This window comes from Chitinophaga filiformis (genome assembly GCF_023100805.1).
Classification (GTDB): domain Bacteria; phylum Bacteroidota; class Bacteroidia; order Chitinophagales; family Chitinophagaceae; genus Chitinophaga; species Chitinophaga filiformis_B.
Map to the genome: position 1 here is coordinate 2,321,834 of NZ_CP095855.1, position 14,175 is coordinate 2,336,008.

The following is a 14,175-nucleotide window of genomic DNA, read 5'->3' on the forward strand; positions in this document are numbered from 1 at the left end:
GGTATCCGTTGGTAAGCCCTGAAAAAATATACAATCAGCATGAATAGCTTTGGTAGATTATTCCGGGTGAACGTTTTTGGAGAATCGCACGGCGCCAGCGTAGGCGTGAATATTGATGGCATTCCTGCCGGTATTCCGCTTACCCAGGAAGACTTCCTGCCCGACCTGGAAAGGCGTAAGGCTGGTGCGAAAGGTACCACACCCCGTAAGGAAGAAGATCTGCCTTACATCAAGTCCGGTGTGTTTAACGACCGTACCACCGGCGCTCCCATCACAATATTATTTGAGAACAACAATACCCGCAGTACCGACTACGAGAAGCTCCGTGAGTTTCCCCGTCCCGGTCATGCAGACTTCGTAGCTACCCACAAGTTTGGCGGCTTTGAAGATTACCGCGGTGGTGGTCACTTCAGTGGCCGTCTTACCCTGAACCTGGTTGCCGCCGGTGTGATCGCTAAGAAAATACTGGGCCCCGGCATTTCCGTAAAAGCGACACTGGTTGAAGTAGGTGGTTTGCCTGATGCCGAAAAGGGACTGGAAGCAGCGATCGCTGCTAAAGATTCCGTTGGTGGCATCGTGGAATGTGTGGTAGAAGGTTTGCCCATTGGGCTTGGAGAGCCTTTCTTTGATTCTGTGGAATCTACTATTGCACATGCAGTATTCTCTATTCCTGCCATCAAGGGTATTGAATTCGGCGCCGGTTTTGCCGCCGCCCGCATGAAAGGAATAGAGCACAATGATGCCATCCTGGATGCAAGTGGTAAAACAGCTACCAATCATGCAGGTGGGGTCGTGGGAGGTATTACAAATGGCAATCCCCTGGTATTCCGGGTAGCAGTTAAGCCTACCTCCAGCACACCAAAAGAACAACACACATTGAATATAAAAAGCGGGGAAGTGGAAAGCTTTAGTGTAAAAGGACGTCATGACCTGTGCATCGCACTGAGAGTGCCTGTAGTGCTCGAAGCTGTAGCCGCCATGGCCCTGGCAGATTTCATGCTGCTCGAGCAGCGAAGCGGCAGGGTGTTTAAATAATATAGTGTCCCTGCTTAGACAGACTCCGTCAGGAGTTCTGTGTTTGTAGCCGGGGAGATGCAACCCAGAATCAATGTCATCAACAAAACATAATAGACTCCGTCAGGAGGCTTTTTGTTTGTAGCCCGGGGTTTTTCTAATCCCGGGGACGGAATGCGGTGATACCGGGAGGATGACAGGGTTTGATACCCCGTTAACGAAACGGTATGGCAACCAGTATCAAAAAATCCCAATAACATCAAATAAAAAAAGGCGAATGATATTCTCATTCGCCTTTTTTCTATCTGCAATTGAAAAACTATTTCTCGATCGCGATCAGTTCCACTTCAAATATCAGCGCGCTGTTAGGACCGATTTTCGGACCTGCCTGACGGTCGCCGTAAGCCAGATCGGAAGGAATAAACAGCTTCCATTTTGAGCCCACAGGCATCAGCTGTAATGCCTCAGTCCAACCCTTGATAACGCCGCTAACAGGGAATGAGATAGGCTGACCTCTCTCTACAGAGCTATCGAATACAGTACCATCGATTAAAGTACCATGGTAGTGCGTTTTTACCTTGTCATTGATGGTTGGTTTGGGGCCGGTACCTTCAGTGATGATCTGGTATTGCAAACCGCTTGGCAGTGTTACCACGCCTGGTTTGGTTTTATTTTCCGCCAGGAACTGTTCGCCGGCAGCCTTGTTCTTTTGCATTTTCTCAGCTTTTATCTGTTGTAAATATTCGCTAACACTCATATTACCTTGTTCTTTTGTTATCAATGGTGTGCCACCGCTAATGGCTTCTTTAAGCGCTTTAGCCAGTACGTCAGTTCTTACACTGTCCAGTCCCTGGGTCTTCAGCATATTGCCAAATTCCAGGCCAATAGCATAACTAATGGTATCCAGTTTGGTTTGCAACAACGGGGCCGGCGCTACAGCCACCGGGACTTCCTCCTCTTTTTTATGTTTTTTCTTCTTTTGTGCGTAACCAGGAAGGGTAGCCACGCCCAAAACTCCAAGTAATAGGGCTTTTCTGATCATATAATGGTTTATTGAACTGTTCTAAAATACCCTTGCAGAACACCGCCGGGGATGGCCTGCAAGTTAGTAACTATTTGATTACCGGCAACTCTATATGAGAAGCGTGCTGAGCGTCATGGTAAATGCGGATGTCTGCCTTCCTGAAATCCTTATCGTCACAGGTATAGATATTGGTAAATACCTGCGGATTCCTGTCCACCAGCGGGAACCAGCTGCTCTGGATCTGTACCATGATCTTATGCCCTTTTTTGAAAGTATGCGCTATATCAGGCAGGCTGAAATTTACATCAGTCGGTGTGTTTGGCTTGAATGCTTCCGGCTTTTCAAAGCTGTTGCGGTATTTACCCCTCATGATCTCGCCCCGTACCAGCATCTGGTAGCCTCCCATCGGATAGGTGGCGCTAGGCACCCTGCGGTGTTCGCTGGGAGCGTCGTTTTCATATTTGAAGTCGTTCGGAAATACATCGATCAGTTTCACAACAAAATCGGCGTCTGTACCACTGGTACTAACTACCAGCTTTGCCAGCAATGGGCCTGCTACGGTAAGGTCCTCCGTCAGTACCGGTGTTTCAAATACAGCTACATCAGGGCGCCTGGCGGCAAAGCGCTGATCGTCGGTCATATAGTTGATGGTACGTTCGAAGTGAACATCTTCCGTATATGGCACTGGTTTGGCGGGATCGCTTACGTATGCTGTAAAGCTGCCGGCAGAAAGTGGTTTGCTGAAGTCCAGTTTGCCATTGGCCTGCAGGTACAATGATTGCTGCCGGGTATTTGCCAGCGGCCACTGTGGTAACTTACGCCATTGGTTTTCTCCCGTAAAGAAGATGGTGGCCTCCGCAATGCTGTCGGCAGTACCTTTTCCTTTCAGGTAGTAGTTGAAGAAAGGCACTTCTATATTCTCCTGGTACCATTTGGAGGTAGGACTGCCAAAGCGGACATTGCCCAGGGATGAACCGTTATTTACCTTGGAAGACCATTGTCCGTGGTACCAGGGGCCCATTACAATACGGTTATTGGTTTTGCCGCTTTGTTTTTCGATCGCTTTATAGGTGTTCCATGCGCCGAAGCAATCCTCAGCATCGAATAAGCCGCCTACTTCCAGCATGGCTGGTTGTACGCTTGTAAGGTATTGCCTTACGTTACGGGCTTTCCACCAGTTGTCCAGGTCGGGATGCGCCATGATGTCTTTCCAGAAAGCGATGCTGTCGCCCATTAAACGGGTAAAGTTCTTTACAGCCCCGGTACGCAGGTAGAAGTCGTAGTTGTCTGTATTGTGGTAGTCAAAACCAGTAGGCCCTACGGTTGTAGGTTTGGGTCTTGGTTTACCGAAACTGGTATAAAAAGCAAAGGCGTCTGTGATAAAGAAGGCGCCATTGTGGTGAAAGTCGTCTCCGATGAACCAGTCGGTCACCGGCGCCTGGGGGCTCACCGCCTTTAATGCCGGGTGGCCGCTCAATGCAGCCATAGTGGAATAGAAGCCGGGATAGGAGATGCCCATCACGCCCACATTGCCGTTGTTGTTCTCCAGGTTCTTCACCAGCCAGTCGATCGTATCGTAGGTATCGCTGGCCTCATCAATGTCCTGCTTTGCCTTTTTATTGGGATTATAAGGCCGTACATCCACGAAGGTACCCTCGCTCATCCAGCGTCCTCTCACGTCTTGCATAACAAAGATATACCCTTCATGCAGGTAGGTATCAAAGTGACTGTTCCATAAGGGCAGGAACTTGTCTTCTCCGTATGGGGCACAGGAATAGGGCGTGCGGGACATCAGGATAGGATGTTTCTCCGATTTGTCTTTCGGCATGTAGATGGTAGTGAACAATTTTACACCATCACGCATGGGAATGTACACCTCTTTCTTGAGGTAGTTTTCACGCATCCATAAAGAATCCTGATTGAGGCCTTTCACACAGGATGTGTGGAAGATCAGGGCTGTTACTACCAGCAATAGCAATTTTCTCATAAGCGATTAATGATTTGTTTAGAGCTGAACAGTTTGTCTTGATAACTAAGATGACAGGCCTTCCCTGTCTTTTTTGGGTAATGATTTCACCACCAGGTCGTAGGAATCTTTGATCCACTCGTAGAGTAAACGGTTAGGAATATTGGAATGTACATCTACTGTATTCCAATGTTTCTTGTTCATGTGATAGCCCGGTGTTACCCCTTCGTACCGCTCCCGTAGTTCAATAGCTATTTCGGGATCGCACTTCAGGTTAATGGTATCAAAACTATCAACATGCGTAAGTGTGAACATCTTACCTTTTACCTTGTATACAAGCGTCTGTTCTCCGAAAGGAAACTCCTCTGTAACGCCTGGTAGTGACAAACAATATTCTCTGAATTGTTCAATATTCATAACAGTATTATGTGAGCAGAACTGAATAGGGTAAAGGTAAAAAAAAGAAGGCCAACCTCATAGAAGATTGGCCCTGTTATAAATAGAGGTTGATAGTAGCTACATAAGCAGATATGGTTGGTTAATGATGAATTTAAAGCTTGGTAATGGCGAGTATCACCCGGGAATAGCGCCCGTATACGATCTCTACCTGCTGACCAGCTTTGAAGTCATCCAGTCTGCCGCGCATCCAGTAGAACAGGCGTTTTCTTTTCTTCACGCCTTCCTGTTGCACAATGAAGCTTGTCTGCATGTCATTGTTTCCCTGGTAGATCATTTCCAATGGCACCTGTATCTGTCCTTTCTGTAATTTGGTAAGATCTTTTTTGATCGTGTAGTAACGTACATCTGTTACCTTGATCAGCGCAAAGACCAGCACTAATACGAAAGACATCAGCCAAACCCAGAACCAGGCGTTCTTATAGGAAAATAAAGACTGATTGATTTCCTCGTCGCTAAGGCGTTTACTGAGAAAAAATTGAGGTACAAAGGCTGCGATTATCACCAGCAAAATGCCAATTCCAACGAATTTGTAAATCTGCTTTGTGTTCTTTTTTAACGCATCCTGAAGAAGAAAGATCTCTTCGGTGGACATAAAAGAGTAGTCCTGCATAATAATAATGGTTTTTCTTATATGTAATTTATATAAAATATTATTAAAATACTTATAATATTAACGGAATTGCTGTCAACTTAGTATTAGTTGGGCTTAAATAATTGGTAATCAGGAAAAGTTTTTTTATAGGGATTACCTGATATTACATAGGAAAGACAATCAGGCAGGCACAGAATTGTGTGGCAACGCACAAAATCAGGCCCCGGGAGCTGAAAGTAATTGCAGGTTTGCGTTGAATTTTACACTGTAGTTCTCATTGTTTATTGGATGGCTGAGATTATAAATGTATGTAAATACAGCAGGAGGGTACCCCAAATGAATGTAAAAGAAAAAGGGTGTCTCATTTTTATGAGACACCCTGATAAACTTAATAACCCTCATCTATCTCCACATAATCATCATCCTCATCCGATCCTTCAGGGGCCCGCAGAAAACTTTCATAAGCTTCGGCTGCTTCTTTGGCAAGTTGCTTTTTATCTTTCCACTTGCTTTCATCCCTTATGTAATGAATAAGTCGCGGGTTTATATTAAATTCTTTACTGCTTAATGGTTGAGGGCCGTTCAATATATATTTCCAGTTCCTGCTTTCTCCAATTTTAACGCGATATAATATAAGCCATTGTGCGGGCAGCTTTTCATGCTGCACTCTTACACGGGTAACTTCTTCAATGTTAATAGCCTCCCTTGCGTAGCCTTCAGCCAGGTAGTTGCTCAGATAACAATGTCCTATCAGCTCCTGACTAAGCAGATGGCGGATGGAAGATAACTGCCTGTTTTCATCCAATGCTGTAATAAAAGCATATCCCTCTTCTTTATCAGCGAGAATGCTCTGGAGTATTTTATCGTCGACAGATAGACCATGACCGATCAATCCACGTGCTCCCAGGGCGCGTAAAGACATAATAGTATCAGTCAGTAATTGCTTAAATATAGTTTCTGCTGCAGCTGGCATATTGGGTAGCGCAAGTATCCGGCCGGTAGTAAGCAGCCTGTATTCCCATACCGGAAGCCTGTCTTCTTTCGTATCAGATCGTTTTTTAAACTGGTATTCAAATAACTGGCTTAGCCGGGGAATAAGCCGGTTCAGGCCATATTGTGTGATGTGTGGTGAAAGCCATATGGAGTCGCGGTACGTATAGCCTGCAAAGAATTGAAGGAAACTACGGGACTTCTCAGCAGTAGCGATCATCGCAGGCATGTATTGTAAATACAAGCTATTATGCAGGAGATAAGATGAAAAAATCATGATATCATCGGTATTGTCTTCCGGTATTTCAGGGGCAAGGCGCAGAACTGTACGAATAGCGGAATCCATCGGAAGCCCGCTCAGGAAGTATATTATACCAATGCGTTGTGAGGCGTCTGTGGTCTCTGAAAAGAGTCGTTCAGCAGCATGTACTACGGCATTGTCTGCGATGGGCCCGAGTGATAACAGCAGTTGGGATTTTACATTTTCTCCGGCTGTATCCGCAGGGAAAGACATATTCAGTGCATTTATGATCAGCTCTTTATCAGTACTGTCAGGCGCTATATTTTGAAAATAATCACTTGCATTCCTGAAAACCGACGCATCCTTGCTTTGCAGATCTTTAAGCAGCACCGGTAACTTCTTTTGCGTTAACCTCAGCGTGTCAGCTTTACTGCCGTTGCCAGGCTCGAATGCAGTGAGAAATTGTGCCCCATATCCTTTTGATATTATCTCTTCGGGGAGTATGGCCGACAACCGGTAAATGGTGTGACCTGCCACCAATGCTTTCCGGTAACAACGCAAGCCCGTATGACGTAGTTTCAGTTCCGTAGTATAAACAGGTTGCCCTTCCCACATCGTTTTTTGCTGACTGACTATACTAAATATGGAGTCTGCCGGATGTATAAAATCGTTCACCAGGCTATCCGGTTCATTGCAGTAGTATCGGTTGTACTTATATACTTCTGCAGTATAGGTTGCATAAGACATCGTATCAACAGCTGCATAGGAATAAGTTTGAACCTCGGATGATGCATCCTGACCACGGCGGATAATTGCATCAAAAGTTGTTGGTCCTGCTATAGTAAAACTGCTGTCGGCCGGCGTAAAACGAACGACTGGCGCCTGCGCCTGCAGCGGATGTATTTGAAATCCATTCAGGAAACGTTGCCAATAAAGACTATCCGCACGTGTACTGTCATAAACAGTCAGCAGGGCATATGCAAGATTTCCCCTCGGTATGAAATGTAACCTGGATATAAAACCGTTGGTATGACGGAAGCGCAACTGGTATAATGGTAAGCCATTACGTTCGCTGACTGTAGAATCGATCAGTTGTAAGGTACTGTCTTCTTTAAGTAATGTCAGACGTACACCGGCCAATAGTGTCTCATCGCTGTTGTTAAAATAACCGCCCTTCATTTTGTCAATACGCAACATGTAAGAGATGCCATTGACGTCGTCTATACCGGAATATGCTTCTACGGGACGTATTGTTAAGCTGTTATTAACATGATTGATATCTGATGGTAAAATTGCAGAGAATCCCAATTGTGGGCGAGAGAGCGTATCATAGGTAAGCACCGGGCGCACAATGTCGTAAAAACGTACGGATTTGAAGAACTCCTTTCTGCCAACGCTGTCCTCATCCGTAGCGCCGTACATAAACACAAAGGTCCTGTGATTACGAATAAAAACGCGTATATAAAAGGGTATGTCGTTCTGCAGCATAGTGGCCTCCATACCGTCCACACCACGGTGCGTAACAGGATATGACTTTTGCAGCGTAGCATTACCCCGGCCAGCCATATTGTTGATAATAGCATTCGCCATTTGCTGGTTGTCCGTTCCCATCTGCGGAACGTCCAGGCAAAAGGCAAACCCGGTTTGTGCTTCGCTGTTGCCTACATACATTTTACGGTTAGAGTTGGGAATGGGGTAGGTGATGGGCATTCCCGGAAGTGCAACGCTGTAGCCCTCCGCTATTTTATTCAACAGATATCCCTGTATGCTGTCCAGTTGTTGCCGGTCCTTTTTCGCCTGACCGGTAAAAGTAGCCTGTACAGGGGTCACTGTAAATCCTTTAGCCCTGAGTAATGAGATAATCCCCTTTTCTCCGGGTAGATGCGCTGCACCTACCGCTGCGAAAACACTACTTTTATTTGCCAGGACAGCAAGGTTGCCTGCCATTTCAACGTTACGTACACTAAGCCCCGGCCCATCGTCAATACTGTCATAGTCTTTGATCAGCGTGGCAATGCTCTGCAGGTTCGCTTCGTAATAGAGATTTACCAATGAGTCGAGAACAGATATCCGTTCTTTAAAAATAGTACCAGGCTGGGTCTTTTCATCATTCTCCAACTCATAATAACCCAGGTTCTCCAGGAAAGCTTCTTTCTGCATCTTCGATGTTTCAGTACCCAAAAGGTGTAACTGGTTCTGCATTTTTTCCAGGCTATGTATGGGTTTTCCGAGCAGTATTGCTTTTTGATGTAACCATCCGTCAAGGAATATATTCTCTGCTTTTAAATTGCGGCCTGCCCTCTTGCTAAGTGCCTCTTCTTCATCAAGCAGGAGTGCTTCCAGGATCCATAAACGTTTCATCTGTAAATGGTCTATTGGCCCTCCCGTCTTCCTGATCACCATGCTGTCCACGTAACGGTATTCTTTTGCGGTCAGTATCCGGCGCATATAGTTAACCGTATCTGACATGATCCCATCGGGAGAGAATATATAAGACATGATAGAGTCCATATCGACCTCGGTGGCAAAAGAGCTGGTATTGCGTAAGGCAACGAGTACAGAATCACTGAAGTCGAATACCCTTTTATCTGCCAGGTGCATTGTGCCGAATAAATAGGAGGGAGAAGGCATACCCGGGCCATCAATGCGCCAGAGAAGTTCGTAATTTGATCTGTTAATACGCTGGGCGTGTAATGCCGTTGTTGGTATCAGCAGGATTAACAGCATGGCAAATAATATAGGGGGAAAACGCCGGGTTTTGCTTTTCCGGCGATCGTCATAGGCATAGAACATATTAGTAAAAATACTAAAATTACCGTTCCCCGGGTATAAAAAAGCGGCGATATCTCAGGATACCGCCGCTTGTATTGTACGCCCTGTTTATACAGGGCTTTATCTTTCAGTGCTCAAATTCTGTTATTATGCTTCAGCTTCTGCATAAGCGCTTACCGGCTCACAGGTGCAGATAAGGTTACGGTCTCCGTGGGTGTTGTTCACACGGCTGATGGAAGGCCAGAACTTATTCAGTTTCACATATTCCAGCGGATACGCTGCCTGCTGACGGCTGTAAGGACGTGTCCATTCATCGGCAGTTACTGTGAACTGTGTATGCGGCGCGTGTTTCAGCACGTTTTGCTGCTTGTCGGCAGTACCGTTTTCGATCGCTGCGATCTCTTCACGGATAGCCAGCAGTGCATCGCAGAAGCGATCCAGCTCACCTTTATCTTCACTTTCAGTAGGTTCGATCATGATGGTGCCAGGTACCGGGAAGCTCATGGTTGGTGCATGGAAACCATAGTCCATCAGGCGTTTTGCTACGTCTTCCGCTTCTACACCGGCAGAAGCTTTGAATGGACGCAGGTCAACGATGAATTCATGTGCACAGGTACCATTAATGCCATTGTACAGGATATCGTATGCTTTTTCCAGGCGCGCCTTCATGTAGTTGGCATTCAGGATCGCGAACTGAGACGCCTTTTTCAGACCCTCAGCGCCCAGCAGGCGGATATATGCATAAGAGATCAGCAGGATGCTGGCAGAACCATATGGTGCTGCAGATACTGCATGAGCATGTGTTTTGGTGTCAAGACTTACGTGACCTGGCAGGAATGGAGCCAGGTGTTTTGCCACGCAGATAGGGCCCATGCCAGGACCACCACCACCGTGAGGGATAGCGAAGGTCTTGTGGAGGTTCAGGTGACAAACGTCAGCACCGATAAGGCCGGGAGCGGTCAGGCCCACCTGGGCATTCATATTGGCGCCATCCATATATACCTGTCCGCCGTGTTCGTGAACAGTATTACAGATTTCTTTTACGCTTTCTTCATATACACCGTAGGTAGAAGGATATGTGATCATGATACCTGCCAGGTTCTCTGCATATTGTGCAGCTTTAGCTTTCAGGTCGGCTACGTCGATGTAACCGTTTTCCAGTGCTTTCACCACTACCACCTTGAAGCCCGCCATTACAGCAGAAGCAGGATTGGTGCCGTGTGCAGAGATCGGGATCAGCATCACATTACGATGACCTTCACCTCTGCTTTCATGCCAGGCGCGTATTACCAGCAAACCAGCGTATTCACCCTGGGCGCCGCTGTTAGGCTGAAGGCTGCAGGCATCAAAAGCAGTTATTTTACACAGGTAGTCGCTCAGTTCATCTACGATCTGCTGATATCCGCCGGTCTGGGACTTAGGTGCAAATGGGTGCATCTTGCTCCAGTGGTTCCAGCTCAATGGGATCATTTCAGTGGCTGCGTTCAGCTTCATAGTGCAGCTACCCAGTGATATCATGGACGTGTTCAGGGACAGATCTTTATTTTCCAGCAGCTTCAGGTAACGCATCATCTCAGACTCGCTGTGATGTGTGTTAAATACCGGGTGTTGCAGATAAGGAGAGGTTCTTTCCAGTCCTGCAGGAATGCTGGTGGCTTTCAGTTCTGCGCTGTTGCTGGTCAGCTTACCGGCTTCGAAAATGCCGAGTATATCGTTCACATCCTGGATGGTTACGGTTTCATCGAGGGAGATGATCACACGGCCAGCTTCAGGATAGAAGAAGTTGATGCCGATTGCTTCCGCTTTATGTTTGATAGCGGCGCTGTTGCTTATCTGTACTTCGATGGTATCGAAGAAGAAGTTAGCAGCCAGTTCCAGGCCTTTAGCCCTCAGTTTTTCAGCGAGTGCATTAGCCAGGATTGCCACACGGGTAGCGATGTTCTTCAGGCCTTTAGGTCCATGATAAACAGCGTACATAGCGGCCATGTTAGCCAGCAGCGCCTGTGCTGTACAGATATTGGAAGTAGCTTTTTCACGTTTGATGTGCTGCTCGCGGGTTTGCAATGCCATGCGCAATGCACGGTTGCCCTGTGCATCGATGCTTACGCCGATGATGCGGCCGGGGATCGCACGTTTAAATTCGTCCTTTACTGCAAAGAATGCTGCGTGTGGACCACCGAACCCTAACGGTACGCCGAAACGTTGTGCAGAACCTAAAGCTGCATCAGCGCCCAGTTCGCCGGGGGAAGTCAGCAGTGTAAGCGCCAGCAGATCAGTAGCCATTGCTACGTATGCGCCTGCTGCGTGTACTTTATCAACAAAGCTGCGGTAATCTTCCACACTGCCGATGCTGTTAGGATACTGTATCAATGCGCCGAAGTATGTTTCGTCGATAGTGGCAGTATTGTAATTGCCAACTACCACTTCGATGTTCAGCGGTGTAGCACGGGTGTATATAACGTCGATGGTTTGCGGGAATGTGCTGGCGTCCACAAAGAACTTCGGACGGCTCAGGTGATCATGATCTTTATTCAGCGCACTGAAGAACATGGCCATAGCTTCAGCAGCAGCACTGGCTTCATCCAGCAGGGAAGCATTGGCAATAGGAAGACCTGTCAGATCGCTGACCATGGTCTGGAAGTTCAGCAGGCTTTCCAGGCGGCCCTGTGCAATCTCGGCCTGGTAGGGAGTGTACTGGGTGTACCATCCCGGATTTTCAAACACATTACGCAAAATCACGCTTGGAGTGATGGTGTCGTAATATCCCTGCCCGATATAATTGCGGAATACATGATTTTTTAATGATACATCTTTCAGATGGCGCAGGTAATCACTCTCACTCATTGCTGCCGGAACCGCCAGCGGCTGCTGCATGCGGATAGTGCCGGGTACTGTTTTGCTTATCAGCTCTTCCAGTGAAGATACACCGATAGTATCCAGCATCTGATTGGTCTCAGCTTCGTTTGGCCCGATATGACGGCCAACAAATTCAGTTTGTTGTATATCAAAAAGATTCATGATGTAAAGCAGGTCTGTTAGAAAAGAATGTGCAAAGCTATAACGTTTTTTAGCAATGGCCAAACCAGTGCAGTCGTTGGAGAAATTGCGGTGATAAATGCCTGAAGTAAATCCGGGTAATTGTCATGAACTTGTAATGTGATGACAGGGGGAATTGCCTGTGTTCCATCGCTTTCCGGCAGATGACCTTCTCTTCCTCCGCCAGCTATTGCTTAATCACTATCTTTGCAGTCCAATGGACGAATTACTTACAAACTGGGAACAGAAGGCCCAGGAGCAGCAGAAAGCCAACAAACAGTTCCTGCAGAAGCTGCAGACGAAGAGAGGGAGAGGTGTGGAAAAGCTGTTGCCAGACCTGCATGATGAAGCTTTCAGTCATATTGATTGTCTGAAATGTGCCGGTTGCTGCAAAACGATCAGCCCCCGCTTTAAAATGCCCGATATAAAACGCATCGCCAAATATAAGGGCATGAAGGAATCTGCCTTTATAGACCAATACCTGCGCATGGATGAAGATGGTGATTATGTGGTGAAATTCAGTCCCTGTCCCTTCCTGGATGCTGACAACTACTGCAGCATTTATGATGCGCGCCCGGGTGACTGCCAGAATTATCCCTACACGGACAGCTTCGATTTTATCAAGCGGCCCAACATTACTTACCTGAACAGTACCATCTGTCCTGCAGTATTTTATGTGCTGGAAAGATTGAAAAAGATCACGAAGCTATAGCCGCTCAGGGTTTCAGGTCCAGCTTGCGCATAGCCGGAGAGATGATATAGGTGGTTATGACCACGCCCAATGTAACACAACCGCCAAATACGACAGAAGGTACCAATCCCATCAGACGGGCGGCAAGGCCGCTTTCGAAAGCGCCCAGTTCATTGGAAGATCCGACGAACATGGAACTGACAGCAGCTACCCGTCCCCGCATGTCGTCCGGCGTTTTGAGCTGCAGGATCGTCTGGCGGATGATCACACTGATACCATCCAGCACGCCGCTGACCAGTAAGGCGAAGAAAGAGAGGATAAAGCTTTTCGAAAACCCGAATACGATAATACACAGACCAAACCCGAAAACGGCGGCCAGCAGTTTAAGCCCCGGTTGATTCACCAATGGCCTGTAAGCCAGAATGAACATAGTGGTGAGGGAACCAACGGCTACCGCCGCCCGCAGGAAACCAAATTCCAGTGAACCCACATGCAGTACATCCGTTGCAAAGACCGGCAGCATGGAAACGGCGCCGCCAAACAATACAGCAAACATGTCCAGTGCCATCGCATTCAGTACTACTTTGGTCTTCCACACGAAACGCATACCCTTGGTCAATCCATCAAAAAAACTTTCTCCCTGTGCTTTATAATGAATAGGTTTAGGCCTGATCTTGATCAGGCTATATAACGGCGCCAGGAAAACACCCACCACAATAAGCATAGACCAATGAATACCAAACAGATAGATGAAGAGGCCTCCCAGTGCCGGACCTGCCATACCGCCTATCTGCCAGGCGCTGCTACTCCAGGTAGAGCCATTGGCATACAGGTTCCGGGGCACGATCAACGCCAGCAACGAGAAATTGGCGGGACTGAGAAAGGCTCTTGCCACACCGCCCAGGAATACCAGGAAGTAGATCATATTGAGCACCCATCGTGTGGAAATACCGGCTACCGCCTGGTCCCAGGTAAGCAGGAACAGGCCAAATCCCATGAAGATGTAAGCAATTACACATAAGATCAATAATCCCCGTTTCTCCCGCTTATCCACAATATGTCCGGCAAAAGGCGCTACCAGCACGGCCGGAATTACCTCTGCCAGCCCGATCAGGCCTAATGCGAAAGGATCATGTGTCAGTGCATTTACTTTCCACTCAATAATGGTGAACTGCATAGCTAATGCAAACACCATGGCAAAACGAATGACGAGATAGTAGTTGAATTCCGGTATACGTAGCGATGCGTAAGGGTCGTTCTTGATAGTAGTCTCCTGGTTCTCCACTGTGCAGTTTTTATGGCCGTCGCAAAAATAGAGAATTTGCCCCATTACCCGGTCTTCCAATCTGATAAACGGTAGTATAAAATCCCCCCAAGATGTTTATTTTTA

Annotated in this window: 9 protein-coding genes; 2 read left to right on the forward strand and 7 right to left on the reverse strand. The window is 47.2% G+C overall.

Features of this window, described 5'->3' with window-relative positions; all coding sequences use genetic code 11:
- Positions 1-39: 39 nt before the first annotated feature.
- On the forward strand, positions 40-1,035 hold the full coding sequence (locus MYF79_RS09670; RefSeq protein WP_247813657.1) for a chorismate synthase: 996 nt from the start codon (positions 40-42) through the stop codon (positions 1,033-1,035).
- 298 nt (positions 1,036-1,333) lie between these two features.
- Here MYF79_RS09670 and MYF79_RS09675 read toward each other — a convergent pair whose 3' ends face one another.
- From MYF79_RS09675 to gcvP, 6 genes are all read right to left on the reverse strand, one after another.
- Entirely contained in the window at positions 1,334-2,056 is a 723-nt protein-coding gene (locus MYF79_RS09675) for an FKBP-type peptidyl-prolyl cis-trans isomerase (RefSeq protein ID WP_247813659.1), read from the reverse strand.
- Between the two features lie 70 nt (positions 2,057-2,126).
- Complete coding sequence (locus tag MYF79_RS09680) at positions 2,127-4,025, reverse strand: CocE/NonD family hydrolase (protein WP_247813661.1); 1,899 nt, start codon at positions 4,023-4,025, stop codon at positions 2,127-2,129.
- 45 nt (positions 4,026-4,070) lie between these two features.
- Complete coding sequence (locus MYF79_RS09685) at positions 4,071-4,421, reverse strand: MmcQ/YjbR family DNA-binding protein (protein ID WP_199657499.1); 351 nt, start codon at positions 4,419-4,421, stop codon at positions 4,071-4,073.
- Positions 4,422-4,554: 133 nt separating this feature from the next.
- On the reverse strand, positions 4,555-5,073 hold the full coding sequence (locus tag MYF79_RS09690) for a hypothetical protein (RefSeq protein WP_247813663.1): 519 nt from the start codon (positions 5,071-5,073) through the stop codon (positions 4,555-4,557).
- Between the two features lie 370 nt (positions 5,074-5,443).
- On the reverse strand, positions 5,444-9,013 hold the full coding sequence (locus MYF79_RS09695; RefSeq protein WP_247813664.1) for a TraB/GumN family protein: 3,570 nt from the start codon (positions 9,011-9,013) through the stop codon (positions 5,444-5,446).
- A gap of 192 nt (positions 9,014-9,205) precedes the next feature.
- A complete protein-coding gene (gene gcvP, locus MYF79_RS09700) occupies positions 9,206-12,076 on the reverse strand; it encodes an aminomethyl-transferring glycine dehydrogenase (RefSeq protein WP_247813666.1) in 2,871 nt (956 codons plus the stop codon).
- Between the two features lie 235 nt (positions 12,077-12,311).
- On the opposite strand from gcvP, the gene MYF79_RS09705 reads away from it, so the two are divergent.
- Complete coding sequence (locus tag MYF79_RS09705; protein WP_247813668.1) at positions 12,312-12,806, forward strand: YkgJ family cysteine cluster protein; 495 nt, start codon at positions 12,312-12,314, stop codon at positions 12,804-12,806.
- A 4-nt stretch (positions 12,807-12,810) separates the two neighbouring features.
- Here the strand turns inward: MYF79_RS09705 and MYF79_RS09710 are convergent, their stop codons facing one another.
- Positions 12,811-14,070: an MFS transporter gene (locus MYF79_RS09710; protein WP_247813670.1), complete on the reverse strand. Its 1,260-nt coding sequence runs from the start codon at positions 14,068-14,070 to the stop codon at positions 12,811-12,813.
- Positions 14,071-14,175 lie beyond the last annotated feature (105 nt).